This window comes from Leeuwenhoekiella sp. ZYFB001 (assembly GCF_011784865.1).
Taxonomy (GTDB): Bacteria; Bacteroidota; Bacteroidia; order Flavobacteriales; family Flavobacteriaceae; genus Leeuwenhoekiella; species Leeuwenhoekiella palythoae.
Genome location: NZ_CP050460.1, coordinates 3792017 through 3812742, shown reverse-complemented (window position 1 = coordinate 3812742; position 20726 = coordinate 3792017). Strand labels below are relative to the sequence as shown.

Sequence of the window (20726 nt, the reverse complement as noted above, 5' to 3'; positions counted from 1 at the left end):
ATGGGTTTTTTATGGTGTAGTGTTGTTTTTTCGAATAACAAAGTGTTTTTGAGTTAGGGTATCTATTTTAAGGTTATTGATCAGTGCGATACTTTGCAGTACCGTCTCCAGTGGCTCTTCTTTAAATTTACCTGTGATCTTCAGCTCCTCGATAGTGGCATCTTCAAAATCAATCTCAACGTCGTACCAATTCTCTAGTATTCCGGCGGTTTTGGCTAGTGAGGTGTTATTGAGTGCAATGATATTGCGCGTCCAAGCGCGTTGATCTTCGCTGTTGGCAGCAGTAGCTACCGGTGCAGCTGCTCCTTTAAACAAAACTTGCTGATCTTTTTCTAGAAGTACTTTTTGCTTGGTTTGCCTATTTTCAACAGCTACCTTCCCGCTGTTGACGCTTACACTGACTTCATCTAGCTGGTATGCATTGATATTAAAAGTGGTTCCCAAAACCTGAGTTTGTATAGTTCCTGTGGTGATGGTAAAGGGATGTACAGTATCACGCTGTACCTCAAAATAGGCTTCCCCGGTTAAGTGTACCTGACGCGATGAGGTAAAGTCTTTAGCGTATTCTACCGAAGAATTAGCATTGAGGATTATCACAGAACCATCGGCTAGGGTAAGACTGCGTTTTTCTCCTTTTCCGGTTTGTTTAGTCACCCATTGAGACTCAAACATCGACGTGCTAAAAGCTGCCATAGTAATGATCCCGACAAATACCGCAGCATACGCCAGTATTTTTTTATAGTGGACCGCAGGTTTTGTTGTGGTTGCGATTCTAGCTTCGATACCTTTTACAATACGCAAGCGGTTTTGAGCAGAAGGCTTAAACTGTTTTTTAGGCTGTTGTTGTAGCGTATCTACAAACTGGTGCAGTAGCTGTTCTTCTGCTTTGGTAGTGGTCCCCAGACGGTGTTTTTCGGCTAAAGTTTTTAATTCGTTTTGCGTCAAAATATCTTGCTTTTACAAGAGAGTCCCATTTCGACCCTAACACACGTAGTACTAAAAACGCATTTAATGGTTTGTTTAAATTGCCTATAACCTCTTTACATTACTGAAACATTAAGGTAACGATAAGCGAAAGCTCTTGTACGGGAAGATTTGATTTTAAATGCTTTAGCGCATCACTGATGTGTTTCTCAACAGTACGGATAGAAATATTGAGCTTTTGAGCGATTTCTGCATTAGAAACTTCTTCAAACCTACTCAGCATAAATACCGTTTTACATTTGGGCGGAAGTTTATCAATTTCCCGGTGCACCAAATTTTCAAAATCATCATAGTCTAAATTTACCTCTACACGTGCAGGCATCGCGATCTGCTCCAACACCTCCTGATGCTCCTGAGTGAATTTTAAATCGCGTAAATGGTTGAAGACTTTATATTTTACCGCTCTAAAAAGATAGCCTTCCAGATTGATAATACTGGTATGTTCAAGCTTTTCCCAAAGGCTTACAAACACTTCTTGAACGATATCTTCACAGATGCTTTCCTCTGCATAAATCTGATAGGCATAGCTAAACAACCGCTGCCAATAGGTTTCAAAAACACGGTCAAAACCCAGCTTAGGCTGCGTTCTAAGCAGTTGCTGTAGTTCTTGATCGTTGTTTTGTAAAACCTGATGTTGCATTTAAAATGTGCTTGCAACAAAAGAAACAAAATCTAAGTACTCCCGTTGCTCCTTCAGTTTAACATTGCGTTAAGAAACCTAAGCACGCCCATTTACCGCAAATTAAAACGGGTTTACCGCAAGCTTTAGTTGCACACCGCTTTTCTTAGTAGCTTTACGTGTTACTTGAGAAGCGCTCATTCAATTTAGAATTAATGCTTATCGAGTGTGAACCAAACTATTAAGTCTTGAAACTACGCACGCCACTTGCACAGGTTTTTATTGGGATCGTGCTGCTGAGCATTCCTTTTATCACTTCGCCTGATCTACAATCAGGGATCAAGCTGTTGCAGATCAAACCTTTTCAGTACAATTTTATAGGGTATTTATTGCTGCTGGTATTTTTCTACGTCAATTATTATGTCCTTATCCCGCACTATTACATTCCTAAAAAATACTGGATGTTCACGGGGTTTTTGATGATCTCCTATGTGATCATTACCTATGTTCCTGATCTGTTTTTTGATATTCCTAAACCTACGGGTCCCGGTGCCGGCGGGCCACCACCTCAAGGAATGCGCCCTCCTGACGGGATGCAACCGCCAGGTGGAATGCCGCCTGCGGGAGTTCCTAATCCTAATGAGCCTTCCACCTTGTTTAGCTTTCGCGAAAGCTATATCATTCAGTTTTTGATTGTGGCGGGACTTTCGTTATTGATGCGACTGAATGCCCACTTAAAGCAAATACAGCAAGAAAAACTCATCGCTGAAGTCTCGTATTTAAAGGCACAGATCAATCCGCACTTTTTATTCAATACGCTAAACAGTTTGTATGCTTTAGCGCTTCGGAAATCTGACGAAGCCCCTGAAGCCATCTTGAAGTTATCAGGAATGATGCGTTACGTGGTGACCGAAAGCAAGCATACTAAAGTACCGCTAAAGAAAGAATTTGCCTATTTAAAAGACTACGTTGCCCTGCAAAAATTGCGCTTGGCTCAAGATGTAAAACTGACTTTTACCATCACGGGAGACCCAAAACATCTGGAGATCGCGCCACTCATTCTTATTACTTATATAGAAAATGCGTTCAAATACGGCATCAACCCCGATGAAGATTCAGAGATCATAATCGACGTTGAAGCCAAAGAAAAAGGAATAGCGCTACACGTAAGCAACCGCATTGTGGTAGATAAAGCGCTGCTTCCTGAAATTTCTGAAGAAGGCCATAAAAACACCCGAAAACGTCTGGATCATTTATATCCCTCAAAATATGATTTATCTATTGATGAAGATGGGGAGATGTATCGCGTAAAGCTGTATATTGAATTACTATGATCAAAGCAGTTGCCATAGACGATGAGCCTCTCGCGCTCCAGATTCTGGAAGCCTTGTGCGCGCGTATTGAGTACGTCAAGCTCCTAAAAACTTTTACCAGTCAAGCAGAAGCGCAACGCTATCTCAATAAATTTGAAGTCGATTTGCTTTTTCTAGATATACAAATGCCGCGACAAAATGGGATAGATCTTTATAAATCGCTTAAGCAAGAGACCAAAGTTATTTTCACCACCGCTTATAGCGAGTATGCCGTAGAAGGCTTTAATGTAAGTGCCAGCGATTATATCTTAAAACCCATTGCTTTTGACCGGTTTGAAGAAGCAGTGGCCAAGGTAAAACGCACGCTAGATCTAGAACAACAGAACACCTCAGCAAATACACATCTAACTATAAGAGCAGATTATAAACTGTATAATATTCCGCTAGAAGAGATCGTGTTTATTGAAGCGATGGATGACTATGTCAAGATCAATCGTGTAGATAAATCTACGGTGGTCGCACGTTCTACGATGAAAGGCATTCTTAAGAAACTTCCCGAAACCCTGTTTACCCGAATTCATAAATCTTTTATTGTCAACACTGCTAAAGTGGAAGCCGTACAAGCCGGAAGCATTGAAATTTCCGGCAAAGAATTTCCTATTGGCACAACGTATAAAGATCAGGTAAATAAGAATTTCTAAGCAAAAGCTTCCTGTTTACCGCAAACTTTGCCTGCTTTACCGCATCTTTTTTCTCGCCCCAACCTACTCAGCTACATTTGATCTGTAATAAAATGTATTATGGATCGTAAAGAATTTTTAAAAGGAATCGGACTAATGGGCCTTGCGGCTACCGGTGCAGGTTTATTTGCATGTTCGTCAGATAATGATGCTCTTACAGCCACCGATAGCAATACCGACTCTTCTGGAGCTACAGATGTGACCTCGACCAGTTCTGAATGTGCGGTCACCAATTCTGAAACTGCGGGACCTTTTCCTACTAACGACCCCGAAGATTTGGAGCGTGTTGATATCACCGGAGATCGCACCGGCGTTGCTCTTGCCATCAACCTCGTAATTCGGGATGTGAATAATGCATGTGCCGTGCTGCAAAATGCCATTGTAGATATTTGGCATTGTGATGCCGATGGGAATTATTCTGAATATGGCGGTAGTGGAATGCAAAGCACCAATTATCAGAACTATCATTTTTTAAGAGGAAGACAAATAAGCGATGCCGATGGTTTGGTGAAGTTTCAATCTATATTCCCGGGCTGGTATAATAGTCGTGCGACTCATATACACGTGCACATCTATAATACTACCGGCACTTCATTATTAGTAACTCAAATCGCATTTCCTGAGGGAGATGATAGTGCTGTGGTTGCCGTAAACGCAGCTTCAGATTATGGATATACCAAAGGAATGTCTGGCTATACCTATAATGCTAATGATAATGTCTTTAGTGATGGCGTCGCTAATGAACTCGCAACGCTAGGTGGTTCGGTGAGTGAAGGCTATACTCTGGATCATATAATAAATGTAAAAGCTTAACAATAGTTTTTTGATTGATAGTAATCTGTAGGGGATACATTCTTTTCTCCTAAAACCTCAAGTGTATCCCTGCAGATTCATCTTAAAACACCTAAAATCAGTTCTGCAATGATACCCACAGCTCAAGCACCCGCACAATTTTATAGAAAACGCCAAGCAGACGATCGCGGTCGTGAGATTCGCGCGATTGGTAATCCCAAAACTGCAACAGCTTTTGAGCTTTTTGCTGATGTTTTCATTCCGCCGGGGACGATGCACAACAAATGGATCACCAGCACAGGCACCTTATTTATTGTACCGCTTTTTGGCGCAATAGAATGTAACGTAAATGCTGATGAAACCTTTATTCACATCAATCAGGTGGCTCAGGTTTCGGTAAAAGCAGGCACCAAGCTTCGGTTTAAAAATGTGTATCCTGATCACAGCGTACGCTTCTTACTGTTTTTGATCAAAAGCGATTCCGCAGTTCCTTTCCAAATTCAAGACTATACGCTTAAGGCTATAAATAAACTGCACAACCTTGACCTACAAGCTTCCGCAGCAGTACATTTAGGACAGTTTGAAGGTCGTGAAGAAACCGTTTACCATTATAAAAAGGAGAACACCTCGGTCTTTGCATACGTGTTACAGGGCGCTTTTGAATTTCAAAACCGACTCGTAGAAACTGGCGAAGGAATTTGCCTCTGGGATCAGCAAGCGATAGCCTTAGAAGCACTGGCTAACAATGCCTACTTGGTTCTTATTGAGTTTTAGTAAGATCGCTTAAGAAATATTAAGCTGTTTTAATACCTCTTCTTTATAGGTTTCCCCAATGGGAATGCGAATATCTCCTATTAAAATCTTGCTTTTCTGCACCGCTCTTATGGCGTTTATATTCACCACATAACTGCGATGTACACGTAGAAAATGACTTCCGGGCAATTTATCTAAAAGCTCTCTAAAACTACTGAGCGTAAGAATGGCCTTATCACCCTGATTGGTATAGATTTTTATATAATCTTTTAAGCCTTGAAGGTATTTAATATCTGCCGTATTGATCTTGATATTCTCATATTCAGATTTTACAAAAATAAAATCAGGTAGATTTTCCTGCGGAACCGCAAGCGTTGCATTTGACTTTAATTCTGTAGGTTTTTGACCGGCTTCGTGCTTTTCTTTTGCTCGGGCGATCGCCTTAAGAAATCGCGGAAACGGTACCGGTTTTACTAAATAATCTGTGGCATTTAGATCGAAGCCTTCCAGAGCATATTGCGGATAAGCCGTAGTAAAAATAAACTGTGGTAAACGGTCAAGGGATTTCACCAGGTCAATGCCCGAAAGATTAGGCATCTCAATATCTAAAAATACGAGGTCTACCGCCTCTTCGCTCAAAATACGTATCGCCTCAAGCGGATTAGTACATCGCGCTACCAGCTGCACCCCTTCTACTTTTTCTAAGTACGAAGAAAGCACGTCTAGTGCTAAAGGCTCATCATCTACCAGTATGCAACGCATTAATCTAAATTTAGTTTCAAATGTACCACAAATTTTGAGTCTTCTTCATACACCTTCAGGTGGTGCTTCTCTGCGTAAAGCAATTCGAGTCGGTCTGTGGTATTTTTCAATCCAATCCCAGAGTTATGTTGGTCGCGTTTTCTAGCGCCAATAAGGTTTCGGCATTCAAATTCTAGGGTTTGCTCTTTAACAGTGATCACGATCCGTACTTCGGTATTTCCTTTATAATCGGTGCCGTATTTAAACGCATTCTCTATAAACGAAATCAGTAGCAGCGGTCTGATTTTCTGGTGCGTTACCGCCCCGTGAATATTAAGGGTGACATTCTCATTATTCGCGATACGCAAGCGCTGCAGGCGTACATAATTTTGAGTATAGGCCAGCTCGTCAGCTAATGCTACAAATTCACTATCTGCCTGATACAACATATAGCGCATAAGTTCAGAAAGCATAATCACCGCTTCTGAAGCTTCTTCAGATTTTGCATTGATCAGAGAATAAATACTGTTTAAGGAATTGAATAAAAAATGCGGACTCAATTGATTTTTGAGGTAGTGCAGTTCGGTGCGGGTTTTAAAAGCTTCGATCTCTTTTTCTTCAACCAAACTTCGGTTCCACTCTTCATAGACTTTTACTGCAGTACCGATCACCACAAAACTCAAGGAAATAAAAAAAGGAAAAAGAAATTTTAGAATATTGAAAAATGGGGGCTCGGGACCTAGAGGTCTTAAAGGTTTACGCATTCCTTCCGGCGGCTGATCTACAATTACAAACTCGCGGAAACACAGCGTTATCGCCAGTGCTAAAACGATACTAAGGATATAAGTTTTGGTTTTTTTTCGCAATAAAAACCGAGGCACTAATACCGAATAGTTTAAATAAAACAGCAGCATATTAAGCACTAATGCCGAAGCTGCAAACATAGGAAAGCGCTCTGCGTTCCAATAAATCTCAACGGTGAGTAGACTTAAAAATATAAGCCAGACTCCTGCGTGAAGTAGTACTTTTCTAGACATAAGCGCTGCTTGATTAAATTCTGTGGGTTTTCAAGAGTAACTACGAGCTAAAATCAAGCCTGTTACAAGCAATTGTTGATCACCAGATATCCGAGCATTCAATCTCGGCTATCTCCTAAGCTATTGGTTACAATCTATACGTACACCCAACTCTTGAAGTTCTTTCTGGGTGATCGCCGGATTCAGCTTCCGGTTGATCTTTTGAAGTACCAAATCTCCTACTCGTTCTGCATCGGTTGCTGAGCAAAAGCCTTGTTCTTTAGCAATTGCAGGAATATGCTCTTGTCGTATGAGAATCTGACCGTGATCTATGATGGCATAACCAAAGCCACTTTCGGTCTCAAAAACGTGCGTGTACACGGTTTGCTCTTCATTAATAAACCACAACACACCTGCTATAAGCACAATGCATAAGGTTATCCCGGTATAAAGTAATCCTGCTCGTAAACGCATCTTAATAGTGTATATAAAAAACCCGGGGTGCTAAAACTTCTCTGTACATTATAAAAAACACCCCGGGGAAACAAAAAAACTCAATTATTAATCTTCATCATCGTATTCTTCCTGCGGAAACAACTCATAGGCATCATCGAGGTACAAACTACCAGATCTTCCCAGAGCCACAAAGCCACGCGTTCCGGTAGTAAAGCTTACCGCATCTTGTCTCGCGGTGGCTTCAAGCGCAGTAATATTTTCCCATTCATCACTTAGCGGGTCGTACTCCCAAGTACTGGCAATAGCACCACCGCTGTAACCGGCCACTACGTAGCCTAAACCATCTATGCTAAAGCTCACTGCATTAGATCTGGTGATGGCATAATCATCCTCTTCATCTAAGTCGGTAAGGCGCGTCCAGGTATCTGCTGAAGTATCAAAACTCCAGAAATCAGTTAAATAAAGTCCGTTGCTTACTCCCGTTCCAAAGTAGATCAAACCGTTAAGTTCAAAAGCAGTTGCATCGCGGCGTTTATCACCACCAAAACCTACTAACTCTTCCCAGCTGTCTGTTGCAGGATCGTATTTCCAAAAATCTTTTTTGTCGTTATCTCCGTCATAGCCTGTACCTAAATATCCATATCCAGAACCACTAAACGCGGTTGCGGCACGGCGTACTCCCCCGCCAAAATCTGCTTTCTGCGTCCAAACATTACTATCAGGATTGTACTCCCAGAAATCAGCGAGTTCAAAATCACCATCATATCCTGTGCCTACATAGCCTAAACCGTCTAGTTCAAAACCCTTTGCACTACTACGCGCCGTACCCGGAAAATCTGCTTTTTGAACCCAATAATCATTTTCAATATCATATTGCCAAAAATCGGTTAGGTAATCGTCTCCATCGTATCCCGTACCCATATAACCGTAACTTCCTATGGTAAATGCAGCCACATTACTGCGGGGAACACCATCAAAAACAGAGCGTTGTTTCCAGTTTCCGCGATCTCCAGAATCATCACTGCTACAGCTTCCCAGAGCCAGAGCACAAAGTGCGGTAAGCGTTAATACTATTCGATTGTTAGTCATGCGTTTCATGTTTATTGTTTTGAAAAATTGAATTTAATTCCGGTAGAAAAAACAGGCCCGGCGCCCATATTTAAGGTGTTTACTGCGTGCTGATCACTATCGTAAAACTTCAACTCATTTTGAAATAAATATCCCGCGCTTAAAGAAAAAGACCACATGGAGTCTATGGTATATGCATAATCAAGCGCCAGTTTTTGACGGGCGACCCCTACTTGATTTGCAGTTTGGGCAGCAAAATCAACAGTTTGCGGCACATAGAAATAATCACCCTCAATATCAAAATGCGTACTCAAGGTGCTGCTTTCGCTTAAAGCATAACTGATACGACTCTCCGGGAAACCCAAAACTGTATGAAATCTATACGTGGTGAAGGCTAATTCTACCAAGGGTAAGAGTTCTCGATCTCCCAGAGGGGTATCATATTGTACACCCAGCCTCAAATGTGCCGGAAATGATTTTAAAGTATATTGAAGCGCTGCCGCTCCGGTTAATATGGTTTCATCAGCGTTGATCCCCGAAGCCCAAGACGCTTCTCCCCAGGCATCAAGTTGCCATTGCTCACCAAGTGAATGAGTTGCATCAACACCCGCAAAAAAATTGTTTACATTATCTACCGGGTGTGTATTAAAAGTCATGCTCTCCCAGAATTCAAAATCATAATTGCGCAAGCCTATTGTGGGTTGCAATTGCACAGTACCAAAATCTAAGGGCACCTTCAATGCGGCCTCAACCTGTTGTGCTGAAACGCGCTGATTGCTCGCCGGTATAAGCGCATAATCAAGTTCAGCTTGTAGTACGCTGTCCTGACTGTAGCTTATCGTATGTGCAATCAAAAAGATCATAATGAAATACCTGTGCATTTTTGAATTCTAATTTTGGCCAAAACTACCGGCGGGATTTCAGTCTAAAAAAAATAGTAGATGAGCCCAGCAAATGCCTCTACCCACCCCGGTATTTTACCGATTAACCCCACGCCTCCTTGTTTGTAGTGTAAAACTTGGCGTTGAGGGTAGCTTTTTACCGATTGGTCTATTGTATTTGAGCAGCCCAAACCTGCCTGCTAGGTTTGCTCAAAATTCAACAGCCTATGTTTACTAAATGCATACAGATGCTTTGCCCGCTGGGCGTCTTGCTCTTGTTATTGACCTCTTGTGCGCAAGACGACTCGAGCTTTCCTGTAGGGGAAGATTGGGTAGAAAGCGATACACGTGTACTTTATATAGACACGATGACGGTAAGCAGCAGCACTTTTAAATTTGATTCGGTGCAGGTTTCTTCTACAGATCGCCTTCTGCTAGGTGCGTATACCGATCCTATTTTTGGCAAAACCACCAGTAAGATTTTCACTCAATTGTCTAACAGCACGTATACTTTAGATAGTGATGCAGTCTTTGATTCTATAGCGCTGATCCTTAATTATGATGATTATTTTTATAATGACACTACTCAAGTGCAGCGCTTAAAGATCCACGAAGTGCTTCAGGATATTAAAGCCACAGAGGATGGTTATTTTTATAATACCACTTCTTTTAATTATGATGAAAATACGGTAGGAGATGTACAGTTTGTACCGCGCCCCATTGATGAAGATTCGCTACATCTGCGGCTTGATGATGACTATGGCCAACTTTTGTTTTCGGAAATTCAAGAGAATGAAATCAACAATTCCGATGAATTCTTACGCTATCATCGCGGACTCCTTTTAGATCCGGGAGGCGATAATACGACCATTCTGGGTATTTTACCTACCAGTACTTTGCGCATTTATTACTCGCTTCCTAACGAAGTTGAAGTTGACGAAAGCGAGTCATTTGATATGACCTTTAACAGTAGTTATACCTTTCATAACATCAGTAGCGAGCGTGATGATACCTATTTTTCAACATTAGAAGAACAGGAAGATGAGGTTGCCTCTAGCGCTACCAATATGATGAGTTACGTGCAAGGAGGCGTAGGCCTGGCCACACGTATAGATATTCCTAACCTTGCCGGTCTGGATTATATAGAAGGTAAAGGCACCTTACTAAGTGCTAACCTTGTGATCTCGCTCAATACCGCTACCGAAAGCACTTCGCTACCGGCACAAGAAACCTTGTCCTCTTATATCATAGATCAAAAAAATGTAGCGCTGGGAACCCTTTATGATTACGAAGGAAGTGAGGCTACCGCCAGCATTGCAGCAGAGTCTGATGAATTTTCGCAACGTACATACGCGCTTCCTATTCATTATTTCTTAGATGAAAAACGCACCGATTCTAATGGAGACAACTGGTATTTAGTCCTCGTTGATCCCGAAAACAACCAGTCGGTGAACCGCTATGCATTCTTTGGAGAGCACGCGGCAGACGACGATCTCAAACTTCAAATCATACTTATATACGCGGTTTATGACGATGAATAAATGCTTTACAATCGCTTTTTTGATATTGGCAACAAGCAGTCTTATGGCACAGACCAACGCACTTTCTAATTCCCCTTACTCCGTTTTTGGTATTGGTATCCCTAATACCTTTACCACCGGAAAAACAAATGCGTTGGGAGGTGCCGGGATTGCTTTAAAATCAGACAATTCACTTAATAACCTCAACCCGGCCTCACTGGGTGCAATGCCTTTAAAACACTTCTATTTTGATATAGGTTATAAGACACAACTGTATAGTTTGAGTCAAGGTGCGGGGAGTTCTAAACAAAGCAATTCAACTTTTTCTAATCTGGCGATGGCGTTTCCGGTGACTAAGAAGTCGGCTGTGAGTGTGGTTTTATCGCCTTATACAAATGTGGGTTACGACATCACCGGAATTTCTAGAAGTATTGAAGGCTCCACTTCATTTTATACCTCAGACGTCACTGCAAATGGTTCGGTCAATAGTCTTGATCTTAATTACGGGTACAACTTTTTTGACCGGTTGCGCTTAGGAGTTACAGGCTCTTATTTCTTCGGAAAAACAGAACAAACCGAGTACAACAGCATCGTAGGGTATGCGCTAGACATTCAGCGTGAAAATAGGTATAATGGTTTCCGTTTAGGAGCAGGTTTGCAATATGATGTAACCGAAAGTATTTCGATAGGATCAACTGTAAAATTACCCACTGCTTTAGAAGCGACACAAAACAGCATCATCACTCAAGATTATGATGATGCAATCACCGAAGAAACTTCGGTTAAAGATTTTGAATTACCGCTAGAAATGGGTTTTGGTACCGAATTTAAATTTGGTAAAAGCTATGCCGTATATGCCGATTATACCAGAAAATTATGGTCGCAAACCGAACAAGAATCTTCACTCAACACCTACAAAGATCAAGACAGTTTTAAAGCCGGACTCAATTTTACACCGCGTCCCGGTGGTTTATATTATTGGCAAAATGTAGAATATCGTGCCGGTGTTAATTACGACACAGGCTACCTGAACATAGCCGGTAGCGATGTCTCAAGTTATGCGGTAAGCGTAGGTCTGGGATTGCCGGTGAGCCGCAGCGGATCTAAGCTAAACCTGATGTATTCCTACGGAAGAAATGGAGAAATCGCAAACGGACTTATTCGAGAGAATATTCATTCTTTATCGCTCAATTTTAGCCTAGACGGTATTTGGTTTATGAAACCTAAGTACAATTAGTCTAACTCCACTTGATGAATATTTGCTGTACCTCCGTGTGCTTCATTTGAAATAAACAAAGTACCATCAGGACTAAAAGTAATGCCTTCGGGTTGCGCAAAATCGTCTTTATCCAGTTCGTACACTTTTTTAATCGCATACGTCTTGTCTAAAATTATGAGTTTTGGGTTGACCCCCTCTAGCATATAAATCTCACCGGTTTTAGGATGAATCGCTAAATCTGAAGGTCTGAAAGTTCGGTAGGCTTTATTCTTTTCAAATTTCTTAAACGCCTTGTCTTTCATATCTATTCTCGCTACCAGATCAGGCAACATTAAGTGCTGTTTGAGATCAAAAGCATAAATCCCCTTTATATCTTCATCGTTAGGGTCTAGATCTTTGGGAGCGGTCAACAAGCGTTGGTTTTTTGCATCATACGATAACGTCTCTACGTTGTTTTTATGTGACATCGCAGATTGATAGGTTTTGGTCACGGGTTGTGCCGTTGCGTAGTTCTGAACTTCAAACAGCAAGCCGTCGCTGCGCATCACATAAGCATCTTTCCCGGTAACAGCAATGCCCTCATAATCGCCATCGTCTGCAAACTCGATGGTTTTATCTATTTTATTTTTTGCCAAATCATAGATGTAGATCAACCCATCTTCATCTTCAACAGCGGCAATCTTAGCATCACTCACCCAAGCAATCCCCGAAACTTCTTCTAAAGCATCAGGAAGCTCCCATGTTTTTACAATCTCTAGGGTGTTTCCTTTTTTCTTTTTGGGTTTGGGCGTTTCAAAGGTTCCAAAAGTGAGTAGCGCGATTAATATTGCTGAAGTATAGGATATAAAATTCATTGTATTATAGTTTAAAGAAGCCTGAAAAATTCAAGGCTGTAAACCAAAAGCGCAATTCAGCTTCTCATAGGCTTACACGAACAAAGTTCGCAAGCATCGTTTTCAATTTTCTTAAAAGGTTGCAAATGTTGTGCCTTGCCGTACTAAATTCTCAAAAAGCCTGATTTTAAATACAATTGCTATAAAGTCTTTGAAAGATCGCGCTTTAAATTTCAGATTATATAAAAATGAAAAGCTGAACCAAAGTTTGACTCGTAACGTGTACACGTTTTTTAATTTTGTCATTACCAAGATGTAAATTCCATCGCGGTAGAAAACCTTTATCGACACCAAAAAAAGCATCATTGTGAAAAGCCTGGCTTATTTTCTGAGAACTAATTTTAAGACGGTAAGTTTTGGTTGGGTGTTGACCTTTCTCTCCAGTTTTGGCCAAACTTTTTTGATCTCACTGTATGTTCCCGAACTCATCAAAACCTTTGCTATTTCAGAAGGAACTTTTGGAAGTATTTACGCGCTGGGTACCGTGATCGCTTCGGTAGTGCTCATAACCGTTGGGCATACTATAGATCATAAACCGGTAAAAAAAGTGGTATTTCTCAACTTTATCGGTCTTATCCTAAGTTGTTTGTTGCTGAGTTTTTCTGCGTATCACATCGCACTTTTAATCATCGCTATGATAGGTTTGCGACTAACAGGGCAAGGTATGCTTAGTCACATTAGTCAGACGGTTATGTCTCGGTTTTACGGTGCAAATCGCGGAAAAGCGCTTAGTATTGCAGCTTTAGGGTTCCCGATGGGCGAGGCCATTTTCCCAATTTGTATCACCACTTTAATAGTAACATTTGGGTTTGAGGTTGCAGCGCAGGCGAGTGCCGCTTTTTTGATTTTATACTTGTTTCTGCTTTCCTTTAGAGATCTCAGTTATTTTGATACTGAACAAAGCATCGCGCAAAAACCTTCTTTAAAAGTATTGGCAAAAGACTTTGGCGGAATCATCAAAGACCGGCGATTTACCATTATGATGCCCTCTACATTTATGCTGAGCTTTACATCTACCGCAGTATTTTTATATCAATATACGTTTGTGGAAGAAAAAGGCTGGTCAGTATCGCTATACGCTGCATTTTTTACCGGTTATGCCATCACCCGCTTTGTGATGTCGATCGTTGGCGGGTTATGGGTTGACAAATTCACTGCAAAAAAACTCTATCGCTTTTTTCTGATTCCGCAGGCTTTAGGTCTCTTGCCGTTTGCTTTTATGGACAGTATTATTGGCGCGCTTTTATTTTTGATCGCAACCGGTATTACTACCGGAGTAGCAGGTACGGTAAAATCTGCAGTTTTAGCCGAAGTATACGGAACTCAAAAATTAGGTGCCGTGAACAGCCTGTTTTCGATGTCTATGATTTTAAGTACGGCTGCAGCACCACTGCTTATAGGCTTTTTAATTGATCAAGGAGTCGCTTTCCCTTATTTGATGCTTACGCTCTTCGGCCTGCTCATTTTAGCTATTTTGAACTCGCAACGTCTGGGTAGTGTTCCGCCGGCTAGTTTGTAGTCTTATAAAGTAGCGCCAAAAAGTGTAACAGGTTTTGGGGTTTTAATAATTTTGCCAAAACCTTATAGGAATTCCGTAGTACCATTCAGAATTCAATCGATATCGTAATTGTTCATTTTCAAGAATGTTTTTAAAACTCCATCATAGATTCGTATTTATAGCGCTTGGTTTGCTTCTAAGCCTTTGCGCTTCTGCACAAAATTTTCTTCCGTCGGTTACCAACTACAACAGCACCACGTATAATGCTGCCAGCCAAAACTGGGGATTAAGCACCGATAGTGACGGAACGCTTTATGCCGCAAATAACGATGGCTTATTGCGTTTTGATGGGGAACGCTGGGAAGTATTTACCTTGCCTAACAAGACCGCGATTCGATCTGTATTTTGCATCAAAGACCGCATTTACACCGGCTCTTATGAAGAGTTTGGTTATTGGACCGAAGATGCCTACGGCAGCCTGCAATACACATCGCTTTCTAAACTCATATCGACCACATTTGCCAATGAAGAATTCTGGCAAATCACCGCTTGGCAAGGCGCGATCGTATTTAGATCTTTTGGTAATTTATACGTGTACAACGGCCAGACCATTACTACGCAAAAACCGCAAACCATCATTACCGCTATGCAGGTGCATAATGATAAGCTGCTCCTAGGTTCTAATTATGGGGAAATTTTTGAATTTGATCAAGACCGTTTTCAGTCTTATGCCGAGAACAGCATAAGCGCGAGTTCTATCATTGAGTTGAGCACCTATGATAATCAGCTCTTAGCAGGCACGCGACGCCAAGGTATTTATAGCTTAAAAAATGGTGTGTTCTCACCTTGGGGCTCCGAAGCCTTAAAGGCATTTTTGGCCATCAACGAGCTTAATAAAATTCAGCCGGTGGATCAAGATCTTGTCATTCTGGGTACGGTTAAAGGCGGTATTCTTTATTACAACCCAAAGACCGGAGCCTTAAAAAATCATTTTAGACAAAATGGTTTGCAAAACAACACCGTACTCTCTTTGCATAAAGACCGCTCCAAAATTTGGATTGGTCTTGATAATGGTATTGATGTGGTGGTTCCTAACACGGCGATTCAATATTTACTGGACAATACCGGCCAACTGGGTGCTGTTTATGACATTGCTTCGCTTGACGGAAGTTTATATGTTGGCAGCAATACCGGAGTACATAAAATAACCGAACAAGGTATTTTCTTTATTCCCGGCTCTCAAGGTCAGGTATGGAGCTTAACCAAGATTGAAGGGCGTTTGTTTGTAAATCACAATCTCGGTTTGTTTGAACTGAAAAACGATGCTCTAAAATTGGTTTCAGGAGTATCCGGAAGTTTTGGCCTTACCGCGATTCCACAATCGTCATCCTACTTTAATACTACTTATAACGGGTTGCGTAAATACACGTTGACCGAAGGTACGCTCCTAAATCAACCCCTAGCCGAAGGTGGTGGAGCGCCGGTAGAACACGTGATTTTTGAGGATCAAAACTACTTTTGGGCAGCGCATCCTTATAAAGGTTTTTACAGAGCACAGTTGAATAATCAGCAGCAACGTATTGAAAACAAAGAGTCTTACATAGACTATGAAGCCCTTGCAGCTTACAAAACCGAAATACATAAGCTGGAAGGTGAAATCGCTTTTTATAATGCAGGCTCGTGGTACCGCTACAATAGTATAAGTGATACTCTTGAGGAATTTGAAGATCTCAAAGCCTATACTTCTTATGCCCTATTGAGCAATCAAGACAACAGCTATTGGTTTAAAAACCGAAACGGAGCCGGACTTATTTATACCAATTTTAGTTCAGACAGTATTTTTATCGAAGAACCGCTGCTGGAATCTCGCATCATTAAGAATTATGAAAAAATCGTAAAGCGCAACGATAGCATTTATTACATCACCTTAAACGAAGGTTTTGCTCGACTCAATCTGGCTCAACTTCAGCGCAACAACGCAAACCAGAATCTTAGTACACCGCTTCTGAATGGCATCAAAACCAACAATAAAGCTTTGGCCCTTGATCAAAGTATTGAAATTCCGTTTAAAGAGGCAGGACAGATAGAAATAGCAATCGCAGCACCTCAACTGCACAACCCTAAATTCTTTTACAGCCTATCAAATGGATTATCAGGTCAATCTAATGGAACTCTGAATTTTCAAAATTTACAGGCCGGAAGCTATACCTTAAAGATCTGGCCTGAACTTAACGGGCAACGCGGGGATCAGCCGTTAAACGTAACCTTTCTGATCAAAAGACCGTGGTACTTGTCTAATTTAATGATTGTAGTGTATGTACTCTTGTTGTTTGGTGTGATCTTCTTGGTGGCTTATATCAATAAACAAAAACTGAATAAACACCGAAGAGAACTAGAAGAGCGTCTGGTAAAAGAACAAGAACGTAAAAATCAACTCGCTGAGCGCAATAATCTTCTTGAAGAAATCAACGCTAAACGCAAAGAATTGGCCAACACTACATATTTAGCAGCCAAACGCAATAGCAGTCTAATCGATATTAAAAATGATCTGGAAGCCGTTAAAGATAAAGGTGACAATCAAAAGAAGGTAAATTCTATTCAGAATAAGATCAATCACATTATTGACGCAAAAGACAACTGGAAGGTTTTTGAGACAACGTTTAAAGAAATCAACAACGATTTTTTTCAGCAGTTGTTAGAAAATCACCCTACGCTTAGCTCGAAGGATTTAAAGTTATGTGCCTATTTAAAAATGAATTTAAGCACTAAAGAAATTGCTCCGTTAATGGCAATTTCGGTTCGTGGAGTTGAAATTCATCGGTACCGTTTGCGAAAAAAACTGGAATTGAAGAGCGGTAAGAATTTATCAAAATATCTTATTAAAAATTATTAAATTCTCATACTTCAATTGCTTATTTCAAGCAATTATACTTTCTCATTACTACATCAAACGCTTTTACGAAAACGTTATAACTCAAAATTTAAATTTATAAATAATTAATTATCAATTATTTAATTCATTTTAACAGGTTGATGTATTTATTATGTACCAATATTAACTTATAACTCTGCTATATTGACCCAAATTTCACATAAAACAAACTCAAACTTTAGTGTATGAAACTTAAAATAACCCTTCTGTTTCTTTTGTCGCTGATCACATTTAGTGTGAGCGCACAGGAGACAAAAACAGTTACCGGTACAATACGCGATACGCGCGATGTACCTCTTCCGGGAGCAGAACTTAAAGTCGTTGACAAAAACGAATATGCTGTTACCGATTTTGACGGAAACTACTCCTTAGAAGTTGCTGTTGGAGATCAAGTACGCATCACGTATTTAGGCTTCCAAACGCAAACGTTTTCTATTACTAATGACGATGTTTATGACATCGCGTTGCAAGATGAGTCTAGCGAACTAGACGAAGTTGTTGTAGTAGGTTATGGTAATCAAAAGAAATCTGATATTACAGGAGCTATTGTTTCTGTTGATAGTGAAGAGATTACTAAGCAACCTGCAACTTCAGCATTGACCTCAGTGCAAGGTAAAGTTGCCGGTGTTAATATTATAGCAAACGATGCACCTGGCTCTACCCCTACCGTTTTAATGCGTGGTTTAGGTACTGCAGAAGGTGGTAGATCGCCACTATATATTGTAGACGGTCAGCCTTTGTCGGACATTACTAGTATCAACCCTAACGATATTGAATCAATCGATTTCTTAAAAGGGGCTTCTTACGCTAACATTTACGGCATACGTGCTGCAAACGGGGTTATTTTAATTACCACAAAAAGAGGTAAACAAGGAAAAACCATCTTTAACTTTGAATCATATTATGGTGCTAAAACCATTTTGAACCCGGTTAAGATGGCTAATGCTGACCAGTACATTCAGTACTTCAATGAAGAAAGTGATGCAAACGGAGGTTTCTTACTTCAGCAAAATCAGCGTTACAATACAGATTGGTATGACGAATTGCTACAAACCGGTACCATCAACAACAATAGCTTTTCGGTATCAGGAGCAGGTGAAAATATTGACTACTTCTTAAGCTACAACCTGTATCAAGAGAAAGGTATCCTTGAAGATCAGAAATATAATCGTGGTACCATTCGTAGTAATAACACCTACCATTTATTTAACGACCGTTTACGGTTTGTACAAAACTTAAACGTAGCCTACACTAATGAAACTCCAAAACCTTTTGGGGCATTTAGTACAGCATATCGCCAGTCACCGTTAGTACCGGTACGTTATGACAACGGACGTTTTGGCCAATCTTTTGTAAACCAATCTACAGGAGTTGTAGGATTTACTACACAACCAGGAGAAACACTTGGTCGCTTAAATTCTCACGGAAACCCTGTTTCTCAGGTTTATTACCAAGATCAGCAAATCAATACCACTAGCCTGCAAGGGCAGATTGCTGCTGAATTAGACATTACAGATGACTTAATGTTGACCACCCGTTTTGGTGCGACCAAATACTATGCTACCAGCAAATCATTTACAGACATCAGAGATCAGTGGTTAAATGCAGATCCTAACCGTACCGAAGCATTTTTTGATGCACAGCGTGTTCCTGATGAAGATGGTGTGGTTTCTACAGAATACGCAAATAACTCATACACCATAAGACGTACAGAATCTTATCGTTGGAATATAGAAAGCTTCCTTACCTACGACAAGACTTTTGACAAGCATAACTTGAGCGCAACTGTAGGTATCAGCCGCGAGAATTATCAAGGTGGAGAATTCACTGAATCTCAGGCTTACGATGTGGAAGCTGATCCTAACCTGCGTAACTTCAACCTGAGAACAAGTCAGTTATTTAATGACAATGTAACTGGAGATACTTATCAGAGCACTAACCTACAGTCTTATTTTGGTCGTGTAGAGTATAACTACGATCAGCGGTATTATGTACGTGCGGTATTAAGACGTGATGGAACCAGTGATTTTGCTACTGGTGAAAACAATTTCTTCGGTTATTTCCCAGCTGTAAGTTTAGGTTGGACAATGACCAACGAAGCCTTTATGGAAGACAACGGCGTGTTAGACAACTTAAAGTTCTTTGCAGGTTGGGGTAAATTGGGTAACCAAGCGATTCCATTCAACGTACAGTCGATCAACAGAGGGGACGGAAGCCGAAATACCAACTATGTTTTTGGTCCTACACAGAGTTTAATCGTAGGTTCTGCATTAGGAACCCCGGCAGTACCGCTTTCTTGGGAGGTGACGGAAGAATTTGAAGCAGGTTTTGACTTTGCATTATTCAATAGAAAACTTTCGGGTACTATTGATTACTACAACCGTCTGAACACCAATGCCATTTTAAATGTACGTCCGCTTTTAAATTCAGAATATGCTAACAACTATTTTGATGAAGCGGCAGAGATCTCAAACTCTGGTTTTGAATTCTTACTGAACTGGAGAGATCAGATAGGTTCTGACTTTACCTATAATATTGGAGTAAACCTTTCTACTAACAAAAACCGCGTTCAGAACGTGAAGCCTGCTTATGACGGTGCTATTGGTGGTAGTTTAGGTAATGGTCGTATCACCAAACGTCTTTCTGAAGGCGAGCCTATTTTTGCGTGGTGGATGTATGAAGCAGATGGCGTATGGCAAACACAAGAGGAGATTGATAACAATACTTCTATTGCCGGTGCAGCACCTGGACATTTACGCTATGTAGATCAAAACGAAGATGGAATCATTGATGACCGTGATAAAAAGCACTTTGGGTCTTATATCCCAACCTACAATTACGGTATCAACATTGGAGCCAATTACAAAAACTTCGACTTAAGTGTTTCTGGTTTTGGTGTAGGTGGAAACAAAGTTTATAACGGTCTTTACAACACCAGAATTGGTGGTGAAAATATTTCAGAAGAGATTTTCAATAACAGATGGACAGGACCGGGATCTACCAATGTACACCCTGGAGCAGACCGTGATGTAGAAGCATCATCATACTACTTAGAAGATGGTTCTTACTTTAGAATCAACAACATCACCGTAGGATATACAGTGCCAGAGATCACTAATTTTATCAATAGTGCTCGCCTGTATGTAACGCTTCAGAATCCATTTATGTTCACTAAATACTCAGGATTCACTCCAGAGTTGAATCAAAATGGAGATCCTACAAATACAACGGGTATTGAGCTTTCTGCTTATCCTAACACCCGCTCATTCATTGTAGGAGCAAACTTCAAATTATAAAAACA

Annotated in this window: 17 protein-coding genes; 9 read left to right on the top strand and 8 right to left on the bottom strand. The window is 40.7% G+C overall.

Translation table 11 applies throughout. The features are described 5' to 3' along the window. Positions 1 to 9: 9 nt before the first annotated feature. Positions 10 to 945: a FecR family protein gene (locus HCN54_RS16465; protein ID WP_167598646.1), complete on the bottom strand. Its 936-nt coding sequence runs from the start codon at positions 943 to 945 to the stop codon at positions 10 to 12. Between the two features lie 100 nt (positions 946 to 1045). Continuing rightward, the gene (locus HCN54_RS16460; protein ID WP_167598645.1) at positions 1046 to 1624 is read right to left on the bottom strand and encodes an RNA polymerase sigma-70 factor; all 579 of its coding nucleotides are present in this window, start codon (positions 1622 to 1624) and stop codon (positions 1046 to 1048) included. Between the two features lie 227 nt (positions 1625 to 1851). Between HCN54_RS16460 and HCN54_RS16455 the strand changes: the two genes are divergently transcribed. From HCN54_RS16455 to HCN54_RS16440, 4 genes are all read left to right on the top strand, one after another. Then, on the top strand, positions 1852 to 2937 hold the full coding sequence (locus HCN54_RS16455) for a sensor histidine kinase (protein ID WP_167598644.1): 1086 nt from the start codon (positions 1852 to 1854) through the stop codon (positions 2935 to 2937). After that, positions 2934 to 3617 carry a LytR/AlgR family response regulator transcription factor gene (locus HCN54_RS16450; RefSeq protein ID WP_167598643.1) on the top strand — a complete coding sequence of 228 codons (684 nt, stop codon included), beginning with the start codon at positions 2934 to 2936 and terminating at the stop codon, positions 3615 to 3617. Before HCN54_RS16455 ends, HCN54_RS16450 begins: the two co-directional genes overlap by 4 nt. 99 nt (positions 3618 to 3716) lie before the next feature. Continuing rightward, positions 3717 to 4469: an intradiol ring-cleavage dioxygenase gene (locus HCN54_RS16445; RefSeq protein WP_167598642.1), complete on the top strand. Its 753-nt coding sequence runs from the start codon at positions 3717 to 3719 to the stop codon at positions 4467 to 4469. Positions 4470 to 4577: 108 nt separating this feature from the next. Continuing rightward, positions 4578 to 5222, top strand: coding sequence for a hypothetical protein (locus HCN54_RS16440; RefSeq protein WP_167598641.1), 645 nt, complete (start codon positions 4578 to 4580; stop codon positions 5220 to 5222). 9 nt (positions 5223 to 5231) lie between these two features. Here the strand turns inward: HCN54_RS16440 and HCN54_RS16435 are convergent, their stop codons facing one another. From HCN54_RS16435 to HCN54_RS16415, 5 genes are all read right to left on the bottom strand, one after another. Continuing rightward, positions 5232 to 5963: a LytR/AlgR family response regulator transcription factor gene (locus HCN54_RS16435; RefSeq protein WP_167598640.1), complete on the bottom strand. Its 732-nt coding sequence runs from the start codon at positions 5961 to 5963 to the stop codon at positions 5232 to 5234. After that, positions 5963 to 6979, bottom strand: a complete 1017-nt coding sequence (locus HCN54_RS16430) for a sensor histidine kinase (protein ID WP_167598639.1) — start codon at positions 6977 to 6979, stop codon at positions 5963 to 5965. The genes HCN54_RS16435 and HCN54_RS16430 overlap by 1 nt, the downstream gene beginning before the upstream one ends. Positions 6980 to 7099: 120 nt before the next feature. Further along, positions 7100 to 7432 carry a DUF4907 domain-containing protein gene (locus HCN54_RS16425; protein ID WP_167598638.1) on the bottom strand — a complete coding sequence of 111 codons (333 nt, stop codon included), beginning with the start codon at positions 7430 to 7432 and terminating at the stop codon, positions 7100 to 7102. Positions 7433 to 7519: 87 nt separating this feature from the next. Continuing rightward, entirely contained in the window at positions 7520 to 8512 is a 993-nt protein-coding gene (locus HCN54_RS16420; protein WP_167598637.1) for a Kelch repeat-containing protein, read from the bottom strand. 2 nt (positions 8513 to 8514) lie between these two features. After that, positions 8515 to 9363, bottom strand: coding sequence for a hypothetical protein (locus HCN54_RS16415; protein ID WP_167598636.1), 849 nt, complete (start codon positions 9361 to 9363; stop codon positions 8515 to 8517). A 227-nt stretch (positions 9364 to 9590) separates the two neighbouring features. On the opposite strand from HCN54_RS16415, the gene HCN54_RS16410 reads away from it, so the two are divergent. Then, a complete protein-coding gene (locus tag HCN54_RS16410; protein ID WP_167598635.1) occupies positions 9591 to 10904 on the top strand; it encodes a DUF4270 family protein in 1314 nt (437 codons plus the stop codon). Positions 10905 to 10947: 43 nt separating this feature from the next. Beyond that, positions 10948 to 12120 (top strand): OmpP1/FadL family transporter, encoded by a 1173-nt coding sequence (locus HCN54_RS16405; protein WP_167598634.1) that lies wholly within the window; start codon positions 10948 to 10950, stop codon positions 12118 to 12120. Here the strand turns inward: HCN54_RS16405 and HCN54_RS16400 are convergent. Continuing rightward, the gene (locus HCN54_RS16400; RefSeq protein ID WP_167598633.1) at positions 12117 to 12956 is read right to left on the bottom strand and encodes an SdiA-regulated domain-containing protein; all 840 of its coding nucleotides are present in this window, start codon (positions 12954 to 12956) and stop codon (positions 12117 to 12119) included. The genes HCN54_RS16405 and HCN54_RS16400 overlap by 4 nt on opposite strands. 346 nt (positions 12957 to 13302) lie before the next feature. On the opposite strand from HCN54_RS16400, the gene HCN54_RS16395 reads away from it, so the two are divergent. From HCN54_RS16395 to HCN54_RS16385, 3 genes are all read left to right on the top strand, one after another. Next, positions 13303 to 14514: an MFS transporter gene (locus tag HCN54_RS16395; RefSeq protein WP_167598632.1), complete on the top strand. Its 1212-nt coding sequence runs from the start codon at positions 13303 to 13305 to the stop codon at positions 14512 to 14514. A gap of 124 nt (positions 14515 to 14638) precedes the next feature. Then, the gene (locus HCN54_RS16390; RefSeq protein WP_167598631.1) at positions 14639 to 17386 is read left to right on the top strand and encodes a LuxR C-terminal-related transcriptional regulator; all 2748 of its coding nucleotides are present in this window, start codon (positions 14639 to 14641) and stop codon (positions 17384 to 17386) included. Between the two features lie 224 nt (positions 17387 to 17610). Continuing rightward, positions 17611 to 20721 (top strand): SusC/RagA family TonB-linked outer membrane protein, encoded by a 3111-nt coding sequence (locus HCN54_RS16385; protein WP_167598630.1) that lies wholly within the window; start codon positions 17611 to 17613, stop codon positions 20719 to 20721. Positions 20722 to 20726: the final 5 nt, after the last annotated feature.